A 15,370-nucleotide genomic window follows, 5' to 3' on the forward strand; every position below is an offset into this window, starting at 1 on the left:
TGATGAGGTGAGGGGATGATGAGGTGAGGGGATGATGAGGTGAGGGGATGATGAGAACACATCATCGGTCGTCTTCCCCGTTCTCTACAATAAAAGGGATCGCGTTTCACAAAAGGAGTTCGCCTTGGTTCAATCCTCGATTCAGCAAATTTCCGACACGCAAGAATGGGATCTGCGGGATTTATACGCGGGATTTGACGATCCTCAGTTTGAAGAAGACTTGCGAAGCTTGCAACAGCGGGCTTCGGCGTTTCGGGAACAGTATCGATCGAATGTGGCGCAGCTGTCCCCGGTACAAATCGCCGACTGTCTGCGGGAACTGGAATCGATTCATCAGAAATCTGGCTATCTCTACGCTTTCCCCGCTTTGAAATTCGCCGCCGACACCCGCGATACTAAAGCGCAGCAGTTTGAAGATAAGGTGATGGAGGCGTTGACGCAGGTTGAAAACCAACTGTTGTTTTTCGATCTCGAACTGCAATCGATCGCGGAAACTCGCTTCAGTCAACTGCAACAAGCCCCGGAACTGGAGAACTATCGACATTATCTCGATCGCATTGCGGAAGTTCGCCCCCATACTCTCCCCGAAGAGGTCGAACAAACCCGCAACCGCGATATGTTAACGGGACGAGAAGCCTTCGTGAAGTTGCGATCAGTTCACCTGGGAGAACAGGAGTACGAACCCGTCACCACCCCCGACGGGAAAACCGCCACTACGGAAGCGGAACTGAGTGCGTTACTGTTTCACCCCGACGCCGATACTCGCCTCAACGCCTATCAGTCGGTTCGTCGGGTTCTCCAACAACATAATTCCCTCTACGGTTACATCCTCAACGCCGTCACTCAAGACCATCGCGTTGAAAGTCAGATGCGATCGTACAAATCCACTTTGCACAAGCAACTCGTGGCTGACGAGGTGTCCGAACCCGTCTTTCGCGCCATCATGGACGGGACCCAAAGTCGCTTCGATTTGTTCCAGCGTTACTATCGCTTGAAAGCCAAAGCTTTGGGTCAAAAAATTCGCATTTGCGACATTTACGCTCCTTGGACGACGGAATCGCAACCCCCTATCGATTACAAAACCGGGGTGACGACGTTGTTGGACGCTTTGGAACAGTTCGATGTGAACTACGCGCGACGGGCGGAAGAATTTTTCCTCAATCATTGGGTGGATGCGAAAGTGCGTCCTGGGAAGCGAGGCGGTGCGTTCTGCGCCTATTTTCACGGGAAACACAGTTATTTGTTGATGTCCTATACGGAGGATTACACTTCGCTGTTTACGTTGGCTCACGAAATGGGTCACGGGCTGCATTTCGATTGGATCGATCGCCAACAGTCCTATTTCAACAGCAATCCGCCGCTGGTGTTGGCAGAGGTCGCCTCGACGTTTAATGAGTTGTTGTTGTTAGATTATTTGTTGAATCAAGCGGGAGACGATGCGAAATTGCGTCGGGCTTTGATTACTCGACAATTGGAAGATCAGTTTAGTTTGTTGTTCCGACAAAGTACCATCAGCCGCTTGGAGTTGATGCTTCACGATCGAGCCGAACAAGGGAGTTTCGATCGACAGTTCGTCAACGACACCTGGATGGATTTGTATCGCAAGCTCTGCGGGGATTCTGTGGAACTCCTCGACGCCCATCAATATGACTGGGCACGCATCGGTCACATCTTCTTCAAACCTTTCTACTGCTACCAATATACGGCGTCCACTTTGGTCAGTTTGGCCTGTTATCAAAAATATCGGGAAGTGGGCAAAGATTTCGTTCCCGGTTATTTGGAATTGTTAGCGTCGGGCAGTCAGTGGAATCAGGTTGAGGCTCTGCGTCATTTTGTTGATGTGGATTTGGAAGATACGGCGACAATTCAAAATGCGCTGGAATACGTTCAAGGGTTGTTAAATCAGTTGGAACAGACTTTATAATTCCAGACAAACTGTTAGAAATTCTTCCGGTTTGCAACAGATCCCCGGCATCTTGGAGATGCCGGGGATGTAGCATATTTAGAGAAGTTTTTAGAAAAAAATTAACAAATCTTTGTAACTATACCAAGAAAAGACCTTTCGTTCCCCTAGCAGCGCCGAAGGACGCTTTGGCGATGACAAGAGGCTTCGGAACAGAGTTTCACCTCCGGGCAGAATCTTGAGGTTTGCTGGCAGCGTTTTCCCGTTCGATTCGATCGAATACCGCCTCGACATCCTCGATCGTTTCCTCGGGAGTGCGTTCGGCAGACCGTTCCACGTAGTTGATTTTCACTTCTTCGAGAAGGTCGGATAACAAGGTCTGCAACTCGTCTAAGGTCTTCTCGTCTTGCAATTCTCGCCGCAACGCCACTTGAAACTCCTGAGTGAGTTCCTCAAAGCGTTCCCGTCCAATTTCGTCGGCGTAAGCGTTGGCTAAAGCGTCGCAGGTGGCGTTGGCCAGATAGTTGGACAAGTTGTCGATGGTGTCTTGAGGTAGATGTTTCAAGGCGGGAATCCGTTCGAGAAGTTCCACAAACGCCGATTCGCGAAAGGCACTGTCGAGGGAATAGTGCAGCAACGATCGAAGTTCCGGTTGCACCTCCGGTAACACCCGATAAATCGTCAGTTGCAACAGTCGATCGGTGATGGTTTCCAGGGTATTGGCGTCGCCGACGTTGATATAAGAGGACGGTTGCAAAATCGCCCGGGCCATATCTCCTTCGGTAATGGCCTCCTGCGCCTGGTTCAAGGTGCGAACGGTGACGAACTCCGATACGCGATCGGACAAATACGCCGCAGGTTCGTAGGTAATCTGCGAGAGAATCCCTTCCATGTTCGCCACTTTCGACTGGTGCAGTCTCACAGCGACGGGGATAATTCGCAACCACCGCCAAATGGGAACCAGTAAAAACAGGTCGTACCAGCGTCGTAACATGGCTTCTCCCCAGGTTACACCCGCACGGCGACGAGAGACGAAAAAGGTCAACGCCAGGTATTCGATGGCGAAAAAGACGATAAACCAAGCGTCGATGCGCCAGTACCAATCCACAGGCTGGCCGTAATCGTCGGTGGGACGGTAATAGTTACCGTCGAGTAGTGGGGCGATGCGGGTTTGGAAAAACGCCAGTTCCGATCGCACCCCGTAAGTTTCTAAGTAGTCTGTCGTCCAAAAGCGACGCAAGGCTTGTTTGGCGGAATCGGTGCCGAGGCGATCGCTGATGCGTCGTTGCAGTTTGGCGAAGGTGGCGAATTTGCCCGATCCGGTGAAGGGGTTTTCATCGATGAGGGCGTCGCTTTGCGATCGCAACCCCGCCAGCAAGGCTTCGGTTTGTTGGGAATCGAGACCAGATTCGCCCACGCGATCGATCAGGCGATCGACGCTCTCGAGATATTTTTCCGTTTGAGGATGGGGTTCGATGCCTTTGACGGGATCGTAAAGGGTCACGAGTTCGGGAACGTATCGTAAATATACGTCCCGCATGGCAATGTAACTGAGATCGAACAATCCTAAGAACAGGTTGAACGCGGCCAGAACTGCCGTAAATTTCGCCCACCAAGCAATCCATTTTTTGGAGGGATATTTGAGGGTCTGTAGCATCGCAATATCGAAATAATGAGAATTTATGAAGGATTGAAGAATAGAAGTTTGACTGTAAAAAATACACCTCGGACAACCGCAGTTTTCCCAATCCCAAAGGAATAAGCCCAGCAGGAAAGCTGAGCTTGGGCTGTCAGATTCGAGTGAGGGATTTAGAACAAGCCCGGGCCTTTACTCCGGCGGTCTTCTCCAACTTCGAGTTTGCCGTCTTCGTCGGTTTCGTTAAGGGCTTCAAACTCTTCAGCCCGTTGCTGCTTGAGTGCTTCCTGTTTCTCCCGTCGATCGCCGGGAACTTCGTAATACATTTCCGGTTCGATGGCGTAGTTGTTCGCCAACCCTTCGCGATCGACGGTGTATCCGGTCGTCGTATCGATATGTCCTTCTTCAGGACTTTTCGCGGGTTCGGGCGTTTTCTGGAAATTCTCGCCTTCCCGTTCTAACCGTTCTTCGGTTTCAGACGGAACGATTTCGCGATCGTAATGTAAGTTTTCAGCGTTCGGAGTCGGTTTGATACTCATACTTGGGGTCTCCTTTTTGTGAGAGTTTGCAGGTGCGATCGATTTAAACGAAACTTGAATTTCCGGTGAATTCTTCGTTTAAATTCTTCGTTTAAATTCGAGTCGCGGCTTGAACGCTTCTTCGATTACTGGTTCGTATCGATATCGGGAACGATATCGGGGCGTTCTTTGTCTTGCCAACCGGGGGGACGCTTGGAGTTATACCAGGCGATCGAACCCAAGGCAGCAGCGGCGATAAATCCAACGACAGCCACCGCAATTAAAGACAGCGGATATTGAAATGCCTGTTGAGAACCTTCCACTAATAAATACATAAACGATTTCACCTCTCGTTTTTTTGCAGTTTTCTTTATCTTCACTTATTAGTTTAACGAGGACATCCCTATGCTTACATCTATCTAGAAGTAGATTCAAACCTGCGTTTTTGTAAATTTATCTAAAACTGTAGGTAGAGGTTGCATATTCTGCCTGAAAATTACCAGAAGCCCATCGTCTTTCAGATGGCCTTTCAGATCGCCTTTCAGATCCCCGGCATCTCAAGGAAAATTACAACTGAACGTTTTTCGAGAAAGTAGCGTTTTAAACCGTCATGCTTAAAAACCCCAGCGTCCTGAAGAAACTGGGGCATTGAAGACCGTTATAGACGACCGACTTCATTGCAACAAACGGCAAGATCGAACTTGAAACGATTACCGCACGCCTGTCGGCATTTGTTCGCTAACACTAGATTCGCGACCGGCGCCATCTCCCGAGACAGACTCGCCGCCGAGGAACGATCGCAACATCCAGGCCATTTCTTCGTGGTCTTCCATCATTCCAGTCAAGAAGTCAGCGGTTCCTTCGTCGTCGAATTCTTCGGAACAGCGATTCACATGACCGCGCAAGTTGCGAATAATTTGTTCGTGGTCGTTCATCAACCGTTCGACCATTTGATTGGCACTCGGAACGTCACCGGGATGTTCTTTAATCGAGGATAGTTGCAAGAAGCCTTCGACGGTTCCGATGGGATATCCGCCTAACGCGCGAACCCGTTCGGCACATTCGTCAATACTTTCCGTCAAACTGGTGTAGTGTTCTTCCCAGAGTTCGTGAAGGGTGCGGAATTGAGGACCGACGACATCCCAATGGTATTTCTTCGTTTTTACCAACAGTAGGTATAAGTCGGCGATATCTTGATTGAGTAACTCGATAACACCTTTGCGTTGGCGATCGGTCAAACCAATATTAATCGGACGCATATATTAAAAGAACTCCTGTCGTTTCGCTTCACCTTCATTACAACAACCTGAGAAGGCTGCGGTCGTCTGTCCAACGAGAGATTGTCCGAGAGATGGGACGTTTGAGGGAGAGAGAGCGTTTTTGCGACGATTTTAGTCGATCGATCTCTCCCATCTCTCTCGATTGGGGGATGACAAAATGGAGATTTTCGTCTAATTTAACGGTGCTTGTTCGTGAAAACGCTGCGATCGCTGCGGTGTTTTTTTAAGGAACTGTAAAACATGACTGCATTAATTCAAGAGATTCAGTCCCGCCTGGTAGATTTGGTGGGACAAAGCATTCAACTGCTTCCGGCGTTGCTGGTGGCGGTGGTAATTTTGTTCGCGACTCGCTACGGTGCCAATTTGGTGAAGCGGGTGGTGTCGGCGACCGCCAGACGCATTCTCAAAAGTCGATCGCTTCAGTCGTTGGTGGTGCAAACCAGTTACGTCGCCACTTGGGTGGTGGGGATTCTCGCCTCTGGCGTCATTGCGTTCCCGGGGTTGCGCGTCGGCGATATCATCGCTCTGCTGGGGTTGAGTTCCGTCGCCGTTGGTTTTGCGTTTCAGGATATTTTTAAGAATTTTCTGGCGGGAATTCTGCTGCTGTTACATGAACCGTTTGAACTTCACGATCAGATCGTGGTGGACGATTACGAGGGAACGGTGGAGGAAATCGCCATTCGATCGACTCAAATTCGCACTTATCGCGGCGAACAGGTGGTAATTCCCAATTCGATCGTGTTTACGAGTCCGGTTCAGGTGTTGACGGCGCTACCTCAACGACGCACGGATTTATCGATCGGCGTGGACTATAATACGCCGCTTCCCAAGGCTAGAGAGGTTCTCTACGAAGCGCTTCAGGGCGTGGAAGGGGTTCTGCAAGTGCCGGAAGTGGAAGTCGATGTGGTGAGTTTTGGCGATAGTTCGATCGATTTGGTGGTGCGCTATTGGACGGCACCGCAACGAGCTGAGGTGCGACGCGCTCAAACTCAGGTCATGATGGCACTGAAGGCGGCTTGCGATCGCGCCGATATCAATATTCCCTATCCTATTCGCACGGTTTATCATTTCGACCAACGCGAATTTGCTGATTTTATGCCTCTGTCTGCCGAACGCAACGGGAATTGAGGGGTTTTCTCGTTTTTAGACTTGATGGCTTTCAGATCGGCTTTCAGAACCCCGGCATCTCCGAGATGCCGGGGTTCTCGACTGCGGCTGAGCGTTTTTTGTAACTTCTTTCGGGATTTTTTAAAAATTGAAGATTGAGAAAAAGGTTGAAAAGTTAGATATTTTTGGCGAGTTAGTATGTTTGGTCAAATTTTAGACGATCGCTATGATATCCCATGAGATCGGCATCACTTTAGTGAAACTTTGCAGGGCTGAGAGAGAACTGAGCGATCGCCCTTTGGTGAAAATTTTCTGATAAATTCTAGTGACATCTCTACCACGCGATAGGCAAAAATGCGAGCGCCACTCGCTACACTGAACCGGGTTGAGGACAGATCGATGTTTTTGGACTGTCCGAACCGTATTTTTGTTTTCGTTTTGGTTTTGTTTTCGATTATTGATGTTACAACAGGAGGAAATCGATCGTGACAGGAGACTCTAGACTCTTTGACACGACTGAATCCAGCAGACATTCACCCCGCAGCCATTCACAATCGATCGCGATCGCCGAGAGGAATTCGTCGATCGCACCTTACAGCTCTCTCAAACCCCAAGCTGTCGGGCGTCGCGTTTCTCGTTTCGTCACCAAACCCGATGGTACGCTTCTGGTGGCACCGGGACAGGAAGTGACCGAAACAATTTGGGCGACAGCCCGACGCTGGGAGATGCTCGACGATCTGATCGACGAGATCGAGGGACTTTCGATCGCATCGTCTCCTGCCATCGATGCCGAACCCTCTAACCTCTCGACTTCGATCGCCAACGGCGCGATCGTATAGATCCTATAGATTGTGAGTCGAGGTCGAGGAATAGCCAATCCGCAGTTTCCCGACCTCGCCTTTCAATTATTTAACCTTAGCCGTGGCGCGGCGAAACATCATCTTCCGTATCAGCGCCAGCAACAGATAAACACTGGCGACATAGGCGATCGCTAACGATAAAGTCATCCAATACATGACAGCATTTCCAAACCCTCTAATTTGATTAAAACATTTTTATCAAGGAATGAAAACACTATTTTTTAATTCTTTTTTTGAATCCCGAAAACTCCTATAAACTAAGAAATACAAGATTATTTATATTTGTATTTTGTAAGTACAAATTATGTATTTTTTGCAGACGAGAGCCTCAAGGCGTTTCAGTCAGAGGCATCGAGCGATCGACGCGAAAGAGGAAACATCCCAGAGACCCGGAATCTCGAAAATTCCGGGTCTCTCAAAACCTCAACAGAAGCCTTGCTATTGAACCGCTCGCTCCTTCCGTCCGAAGACGAACAGCCCCAAAACCAACCAAAACACCAACAGTCCCCCCGTCAGCATCAAAACCCCCGAAGCACCCAACTCCACCACCAAAATCGGCGCGGCCGCCGTAAACAAACCGCCACCGACGATCGGCTCGAAAAATAACTGCTTGTACGCAAAACTCTCAAAGGCACCCGATCGATTGTGAGGATCGACCATCCGCAACAACAGAATCCCCGTCGCCGTCACCCCCATCGACTGACCCATATCGCCCAACCCCCGCTCGAACCAAAACGTCGGTAACATCCGAGGTGCCAGAAACACAAAGGCTAAGACGTTCCAAGCAATCCCCGCCAAGGCCAACAACGCAAACGGTACGAAATTCGCCCCCAACGCCGTCAGCGAAATCGAGGCCAGTGCTGTGACGATGGTGACGTCCAAGGCGACGCCTGCAATGCGTTCCATGAGCGATCGCACCACCAACGGCGTCAACCGCAAGCGCATCAACACCCCTTGAACGATAATTCCCCCCACCAACGCCATCGGGAACAGGGGAACGTAAGCCATAATCGTTAACCCGTTTTGTCCCCAAGTGGCCGCTTCGATGGCTTTGAGAACGGCTAAAATTGCCCAACCGATGGCGATAGCCAGTCCCACGAATCCCAAATTCAACGAAATCGGATCGATCAGCAAATCTTCCGTTAACTGTTGGCGAGCCGCCACAATATCGGGATGTTCTTGGCGGGCGATTTCCGTTTCGTAAGGTTCTTCCGCTGAAGCGGGTTCCAACCTGGCCGAGGCCACCAATCCCCGACGGCGTCCCCAGTTGGCCAGCAAAATCCCCGAAACGATTCCCGAGACGATACCTACCGTCGCCAAACCGAGGGCTAAATCGCCCCCTTCGGGAAATCCCAACTCGGTAAAGGTTCCGGCCATCCCCGCCGCCGTTCCGTGACCCCCTTCAAAGGCGATTTCGATTAACGCTCCGGAAATGGGGGAAATTCCGAAAACTGGGGTCAATACGAGCAGCGTCAGAATTAATCCTACGACGTACTGACCCCAGGCGAGGCTCTGTCCGAAGGCTACTTGCGGGGCGGCTTTGCGCCAAATGTCCCCGGGACGGGGAATTGGTTCGCCTAAAAATAAGGCGGCGAAGACTACGTTGATAAAGACGCCGGGGGACTGACTCCAGACGTTGCGAACGTCTTGGGAAAACAGTCCTTCGACGAAGGGGGAATCGGGGGACACCAGTTGTCCGAGGACTTGCGGCCCCAGTAGCAACGCCAACACTCCCGCTACGATCGAACTGGGGATGTAGAGAACTCGCAGGATTTTCAGTTTTTGTCGAATCAGCCGTCCGACGAGAATCAACAGTCCGACAATGACGAAGGCGAAGAACGCATCTTGGAGCGCGAAGGTGGGCGTTCCGGCGGGGGTGGCCGCGATGAGGTTCCAGATACCGAGGGAAAAGGGAGTCACTGGCATAGGGTTTCGATCGAATCGCTAAGTCGAATCGCTAAAATGCTTTTTTCCAGATTAAACGGTCGGGGATCTGGCGGCCTTCTCCAGGGGATCGATCGCACGCTTTATCAAAACATCAATATATGAGTTAATCAGGATATTCTGAAATTCGGTTAAGAAAAAGGAAAGTGGAGGGCAAAAGTAGCCTGACGAAGGCGATCGATTTCTCGGGCAATGTCATCTCGGGTTTTTCGGTGATGCCCCTCAACTCGAAAAATTGAGGACTTCTCCGATCTCCCCCAACAGAACCGGCGAAATACACAAAAATTCGTGAATTGACAAAATATAAAGATTTTGTTAATAGGAGTCATTCTCAGGCAATCGATCCATAAGTAAATCGAGGTTGAATTAGGAATAGTTATAATAAATTTCGTTGCGATCGTCCTCGTCCTAGGGGTTGCATCATCTATCTTTTCCCGTAATATCAGAGATAGTAGATACCTAACCTCGGCAAGTCGGCGCGAAAACCGTCGATTTAGGCGATTAGGAAAGCTTATAGTCTGGAGAAAATAATCACATGGCGACTTACAAAGTTACCCTCATTAACGAAGACGAAGGTCTCAACACCACGATCGAAGTACCTGACGACGAATACATCCTCGACGCTGCTGAAGAACAAGGCATCGACCTGCCTTATTCCTGCCGTGCCGGTGCTTGCTCCACCTGCGCTGGTAAAATCACCGAAGGTTCCATCGACCAATCCGACCAATCCTTCTTGGATGACGATCAAATCGAAGCGGGTTACGTCCTGACTTGCGTGGCTTACCCCACTTCGGACTGCACCATCATGACCCACCAAGAAGAAGCGCTCTACTAAAAAGCCTTCCTAGGCGAACCGACTCCGCGAACGGAGACATTCGCCAAAGCGCATAATAACGAGAAATTTGCCAGTCCGCCTGAAAGTCTCGTACTTTCGGGCGGATTTCGCCTTCTCGCAATAGTGGGAGCCATAGGGTTCGGGCTACACTACAGTTGAGGCTCGCGTTTAAAGGGTTTCGAGTCTTCGCTTCGATCGGGTCGTTTCCCCCTCTGAATGCTTTGCGTCTGCCAGATCTGTCCCCTGTCCCTGGTGTTGTCGAGTTGTTATCCTAAGCCGTATGCCAAAAGTTAGCGTCTGTATCCCCACCTACAACCGCGCCCACTATCTCACTTACGCCGTCAACAGCGTTCTGGGGCAAACTTATACGGACTTTGAGTTAATAATTTGCGACGACGCCTCCACCGACAACACCCCAGAAGTGGTTTCCCAGTGGGACGATCCCCGCATTCGCTATATCCGTCATCCCCAAAACATTCGCCGCAGTCCCAATATGCGATCGGGATTCAAGGCGGCTGTGGGAGAATATTTTATTAAATTCGACGACGACGATGCCCTCTGTCCCGAATTCCTCGAGAAAACTGTCGCGGTTCTCGAAAATCGTCCCGAGATCGATTTCGTATCTACCCATCACTGGATTATCGACGCCCAAAGCCAGCGAGACGAACAAACGACGAAGGAAAATACCGCCCGATGGGGAAAAGATCGAATTCCCGAGGGGAAAATCACCGATTTGACCCTACAGGCGCTTCACCATCAAAGTCTACAAATCGGTTCGAGTCTCTTTCGTCTCGAGGCGTTGCGGGAGATCGATTTCATGCGAACTTTTCCCCCCTACGCCGATGGTTGCGAAGATTACGATCTGTTTATCCGTTTGGCGTTAGCGGGAAAGCAGGGATACTATATTCCTGAATACTTAATGGAGTACCGCATTCACGGCGGACAACAAACTCGTCCCGAACAAAACCTGCGGTTTCTCAACGCGAAAGTCATTTGTCTCGAAAGTTATTGCTTTGACGACACCGAGTTGGAACAATTGCGGCGTGGGAAACTGGCGGGAACTCAAGAAGCCTTGGGGTTGCGCTATCTGGAAACGGGACAGGCCCAGCGGGGGCGGGATTTGTTGAAGCAAGCCATTGCCGTTAACGGTGGGTCGAAAAAAGCCCAATTGGGGCTGTGGTTGTCCTATCTTCCTCTGAGTTGGCGGAAGCTGGCGTTTCAACTGTTTCGACAGGTTCGATCGCAGGATTATTCGGAACGGGTGCGTCAACAAACGACAAATTAGAAAATTCAAGGACTCGCTACAATGGAAGATCGACGCATTGGCGGGGAACAATGACTAAATCGAAGGGATTGGAAACGGAGTCGATCGGGCTGGGATTTCGCGCCTTGTCCGATGCTTTAAGACTCAACATTCTCGATCTCCTGCGCCATCGAGAACATTGCGTTTGCGAACTTTGCGATCTTCTCGATACGCCACAATCAAAACTGTCGTTTCACCTGAAAGTCTTACGAGAAGCTCAGCTCGTCTCTCCCCGTCAAGAAGGCCGTTGGGTTTATTACAGCCTCAATCTCTCTCAAATTGCCGCTTTAGAACAGTATCTCGGATCGTTTCGTCGATCGACCGCCCAACTCCCCGCCCCACGGTGCTGTCAGTAATCGTTTCTTCTCGATCGACCTTCTCGAAATTCCCGAGAATCTGAATCTTCTCTGTCTTGCCCAGATCGAGTCACATTTGAGGCTTGGGATTCTTGTAACGCTTTGTTACAGTGAGAGCAGTTAGCGGACTGCTGCACGCCAATCGCACCTCACCCCCGACGTCCTCACACGAAATTTTATGCTTAGACTCGAACGCATCAGCAAAATTTACCCCGGTGGAATTGAAGTTCTCAAGGATGTCACTTGGGAAGTCAAACCCGGCGATCGCATCGGACTCGTCGGGGCTAACGGAGCTGGAAAATCCACCCAGTTAAAAATCGTCGCCGACGAAATCGAACCCACCGCCGGCGAAGTGATTCGTCCCTCGAGTTTAAAAATCGCCTATCTTACTCAAGAGTTTGAAGTCGAACCCACGCGAACCGTCCGGGCTGAATTTTGGACGGTGTTCGAGGAAGCCAACCGCGTCCAACAGAAAATCGCCGACGTGACGAAGGCGATGGAAACCGCCTCCCCGGACGAACTCGACGATCTCATTCACGAACTCGATCGCCACCAACGTAAATTTGAAGCCCTCGACGGCTACAGCCTGGAATCTCAAATCGAAAAAATCCTGCCCGAAGTGGGGTTTTCCGTCAGCGACGGCGATCGACTCGTCAGCGACTTTAGCGGCGGTTGGCAAATGCGGATGAGTTTGGGCAAAATCCTCCTGCAAGATCCCGATGTTCTCCTCCTCGACGAACCGACGAACCACCTCGACCTCGAAACCATTGAATGGTTGGAGAACTACCTCAAAGGCATTAACACGCCGATGGTCATCGTTTCTCACGACCGAGAATTTCTCGATCGACTCTGCACCCAAATCGTCGAAACCGAACGGGGCGTTTCCACCACCTATCTGGGCAATTACACCGCCTATCTCGAACAAAAAGCCGAAAACCAACTCGCTCAACTGTCCACCTACGAACGGCAACAAAAAGAACTCGAAAAACAACAAGCTTTCATCGAGCGATTTCGCGCCAGTGCCACCCGCAGCACCCAGGCGAAAAGCCGCGAAAAACAACTTGAGAAAATGGAACTCGTAGACGCCCCCACAGGCAGCACGAAAAACCTGAAATTCCATTTTCCCCCCGCCCCTCGCAGCGGACGAGAAGTCGTCACCATCGAAGATTTAACCTATACCTACGATGAGGAAATTCTCTTTTTGGGGGCGAACCTTTTCGTCGAGCGGGGCGATCGAATCGCTTTTCTCGGCCCCAACGGTTGCGGAAAATCGACTCTGCTTCGGTTGATTATGGGCATGGAAACCATTGAGGAAGGAAAAGTCGAACTGGGCAAACATAACGTCATCCCCGGTTATTTCGAGCAGAATCAAGCCGAAGCTTTGGATTTAACCTTAACCGTTATGGAGACCATCCATCGGGAAGTTCCGACCTGGAAAAACGAAGAAGTCCGCACTTTATTAGGACGGTTTTTGTTTAGCGGAGAAAGCGTTTTCAAACCCGTTTCCGCTTTGAGCGGTGGTGAAAAGGCACGGTTGGCGCTGGCGAAAATGCTGTTGCGTCCGGCGAACTTGATGATTTTAGACGAGCCGACTAATCACTTGGATATTCCCGCCAAGGAGATGTTAGAAACGGCGTTGAAAGAATACGACGGAACGGCATTAATTGTTTCTCACGATCGCTACTTTATTTCACAAGTCGCCAACAAAATTGTCGAAATCGAAAACGGCGAATTGAAGTTGTACAACGGCGACTATCACTATTACTTAGACAAAAAAGAAGAAGCGCGAGTCAAGGCAGAACTCGAGGCCAAGAAACAGGCAGAAGAACTGAAGCGGAAGCAAAAGCGGGAGAAACAGAAGCAGAAACAGTTGGAGAAGAAACGGAACAAAAAACAGAAAAGCGCCGTGTAATACCGTTGTTCTTTAAAGGGATTCTTTAAAGTTGTTCTTTGAAATTTAGCAATCGTAAATAATTCGCGGCAAAATCCCTAATTAGTCGTAACTTTAACTTCGGTTAGTTGCCAAAAATGAATTAGGATTGCGATTGCTACAAATCCTTCGCCAATTGTTCGGTTGCGTCGGTTGGGTTGAAGCGACCCACCCCAACAGCAGTAAGCGCGATCGCATTTTCTTGGGAGTCCGCGATCGATCCAACCGACCATCATCTCTAGCAGAGTTCTAGAAAATTGGCGGAATCAGGAACAATCTCACTGGGTGCATCTCACTTTTGTAAAAATATGAGTTTGCGTTAGGTTGGGTGGAGCGAGAGCGAAACCCAACAACATATCGATTCAGTGCAGAGACTCCGATCTGATAAATTTACTCTGATAAATTTACATTTACCCATCTCACTTCGCCGGAACCCTGGCATGGTGACGGGTTGTTTTCAGTATCCTCTGTCTCTAGGATGAAGAGCGATCGCGAAGGCTTTCGCAATCGGACAACACGCGAACGATATCGAACAGTTCGGCCTTCTGTCCGTTCGTCCCCAAAACCGACCCTTCCCGCTGACAGACACGGTCGTATTCCTGACGAAACAACCGTTCCACTTCCAGCAGGTCCGACGTAGCCGACACCGAGAGACGCAAGACAATTTTTCCCGCCTCCGTTTGTTCGATCGCCGACAGATGCAGTTCGTCTTCCGGGCGAGTTTCCTGCAACGCTTCGAGGGTTTCCCGCAGCGCCGTCCACGACATCGACGCCGACAGGGACAACCCGAAGACTTGCGGTTTTGGGGCGAACAAGGCCGCCAGCGCCCCCGGTTCGAGCGTTTGGCCCGGATTGCGGGGATAGCGTCGGCGAAACAGATGTTGGTTGACGTCGTACTCAAAGAATACGAACTCGCAAACTGCCCGTTCGAGGCGGGTTTCACTGTCGGTTTGCCAATCTTGCAAACAAGCCCCCGTCAAAATTGCCTCGTCGAATACCGTGGCGATGGCGCGAACCGATTTGAGAAAGCTGTGCGACAGGTTCGACCCGGTAAAGTTCGTCTGGGTCAAATTGGCTTCGCTCAAACTAGCCTCAGTTAAATCCGCATCCCGTACCGAAGCTTTGGTTAAATCCGCCCGTCCCAGCATGGCACGATACAGCGAGACGCCGTAAAGGGAGGCGCGGTAACAGTTCGCCCGAAACAGATAGGCGCGATCAAGCTTGGCGCCCTCTAGGTTCGCCTCAAACAAATCCGCTTCGTATAAATCCGCTTCTCGTAAATCCGCGTCGCGCAAATCCGCCAAACTCAACGAAGTTTCGCTCAAACAGGCGCGGCGCAAGTTCGCCCCCGCCAGTTTCAACCCTCGTAAGTCAGCATCGTGCAAGTTAGGAACGATGCGATCGTTCTCTTCCCGCCAGCGATTCCAGACCTCAACGCCTCGCTTGAGAGTCCAGAGGTGTTCTGCGTTCGCCATAGGATGCCGACTCCCTCATCTCGTTTTTGGAAATTGTTTTTCTATGGTACGCGCTATGGTACGCGCTATGGTACGCCACGGTAAGCGACGCGCATACGGAATCCGTTTTCGATAAGCTGGGTTTCAAGAAGTCTTGCAATACACTGTTATTTGAGTTGACACTGAAGTGTCAACAAATTCGTATTGAGGTTGAGGGTCTATCGGGTTCGATTCCATAGCGATT

General features: G+C 50.4%; 13 protein-coding genes. 7 read left to right on the forward strand and 6 right to left on the reverse strand.

Translation table 11 applies throughout. The features are described from left to right. Positions 1-124 precede the first annotated feature (124 nt). Positions 125-1,924, forward strand: a complete 1,800-nt coding sequence (locus tag ACP5D4_RS10075; protein ID WP_428011495.1) for a M3 family oligoendopeptidase — start codon at positions 125-127, stop codon at positions 1,922-1,924. A gap of 199 nt (positions 1,925-2,123) precedes the next feature. Here ACP5D4_RS10075 and ACP5D4_RS10080 read toward each other — a convergent pair whose 3' ends face one another. The 4 genes from ACP5D4_RS10080 to ACP5D4_RS10095 all read right to left on the reverse strand — a co-directional run bounded on the left by ACP5D4_RS10080 (position 2,124) and on the right by ACP5D4_RS10095 (position 5,316). Further along, positions 2,124-3,560 carry a hypothetical protein gene (locus ACP5D4_RS10080; protein ID WP_428011496.1) on the reverse strand — a complete coding sequence of 479 codons (1,437 nt, stop codon included), beginning with the start codon at positions 3,558-3,560 and terminating at the stop codon, positions 2,124-2,126. A gap of 152 nt (positions 3,561-3,712) precedes the next feature. Beyond that, on the reverse strand, positions 3,713-4,078 hold the full coding sequence (locus ACP5D4_RS10085) for a hypothetical protein (RefSeq protein WP_428011497.1): 366 nt from the start codon (positions 4,076-4,078) through the stop codon (positions 3,713-3,715). Positions 4,079-4,203: 125 nt separating this feature from the next. Beyond that, the gene (gene psb35, locus ACP5D4_RS10090; RefSeq protein ID WP_428011498.1) at positions 4,204-4,392 is read right to left on the reverse strand and encodes a photosystem II assembly protein Psb35; all 189 of its coding nucleotides are present in this window, start codon (positions 4,390-4,392) and stop codon (positions 4,204-4,206) included. 375 nt (positions 4,393-4,767) lie between these two features. After that, positions 4,768-5,316 carry a Dps family protein gene (locus ACP5D4_RS10095; RefSeq protein WP_428011499.1) on the reverse strand — a complete coding sequence of 183 codons (549 nt, stop codon included), beginning with the start codon at positions 5,314-5,316 and terminating at the stop codon, positions 4,768-4,770. Positions 5,317-5,577: 261 nt separating this feature from the next. Between ACP5D4_RS10095 and ACP5D4_RS10100 the strand changes: the two genes are divergently transcribed. Both ACP5D4_RS10100 and ACP5D4_RS10105 read left to right on the forward strand, forming a co-directional pair. Next, positions 5,578-6,465 (forward strand): mechanosensitive ion channel family protein, encoded by an 888-nt coding sequence (locus ACP5D4_RS10100; protein WP_428011500.1) that lies wholly within the window; start codon positions 5,578-5,580, stop codon positions 6,463-6,465. 464 nt (positions 6,466-6,929) lie between these two features. Next, positions 6,930-7,283: a hypothetical protein gene (locus ACP5D4_RS10105; RefSeq protein WP_428011501.1), complete on the forward strand. Its 354-nt coding sequence runs from the start codon at positions 6,930-6,932 to the stop codon at positions 7,281-7,283. A 459-nt stretch (positions 7,284-7,742) separates the two neighbouring features. Here ACP5D4_RS10105 and ACP5D4_RS10110 read toward each other — a convergent pair whose 3' ends face one another. Next, positions 7,743-9,230 (reverse strand): sodium/glutamate symporter, encoded by a 1,488-nt coding sequence (locus tag ACP5D4_RS10110; RefSeq protein ID WP_428011502.1) that lies wholly within the window; start codon positions 9,228-9,230, stop codon positions 7,743-7,745. Positions 9,231-9,783: 553 nt separating this feature from the next. Between ACP5D4_RS10110 and ACP5D4_RS10115 the strand changes: the two genes are divergently transcribed. From ACP5D4_RS10115 to ACP5D4_RS10130, 4 genes are all read left to right on the forward strand, one after another. After that, the gene (locus tag ACP5D4_RS10115; RefSeq protein ID WP_428011503.1) at positions 9,784-10,083 is read left to right on the forward strand and encodes a ferredoxin; all 300 of its coding nucleotides are present in this window, start codon (positions 9,784-9,786) and stop codon (positions 10,081-10,083) included. A 280-nt stretch (positions 10,084-10,363) separates the two neighbouring features. After that, a complete protein-coding gene (locus tag ACP5D4_RS10120) occupies positions 10,364-11,368 on the forward strand; it encodes a glycosyltransferase family 2 protein (RefSeq protein ID WP_428011504.1) in 1,005 nt (334 codons plus the stop codon). A 50-nt stretch (positions 11,369-11,418) separates the two neighbouring features. Continuing rightward, on the forward strand, positions 11,419-11,742 hold the full coding sequence (locus ACP5D4_RS10125) for an ArsR/SmtB family transcription factor (RefSeq protein WP_428011505.1): 324 nt from the start codon (positions 11,419-11,421) through the stop codon (positions 11,740-11,742). A gap of 178 nt (positions 11,743-11,920) precedes the next feature. Next, entirely contained in the window at positions 11,921-13,654 is a 1,734-nt protein-coding gene (locus ACP5D4_RS10130; protein ID WP_428011506.1) for an ABC-F family ATP-binding cassette domain-containing protein, read from the forward strand. 491 nt (positions 13,655-14,145) lie between these two features. Here the strand turns inward: ACP5D4_RS10130 and ACP5D4_RS10135 are convergent, their stop codons facing one another. Further along, positions 14,146-15,147: a pentapeptide repeat-containing protein gene (locus tag ACP5D4_RS10135; RefSeq protein ID WP_428011507.1), complete on the reverse strand. Its 1,002-nt coding sequence runs from the start codon at positions 15,145-15,147 to the stop codon at positions 14,146-14,148. Positions 15,148-15,370: the final 223 nt, after the last annotated feature.

The organism is Baaleninema sp., assembly GCF_049974805.1.
GTDB lineage: Bacteria > Cyanobacteriota > Cyanobacteriia > Cyanobacteriales > Geitlerinemataceae > Baaleninema.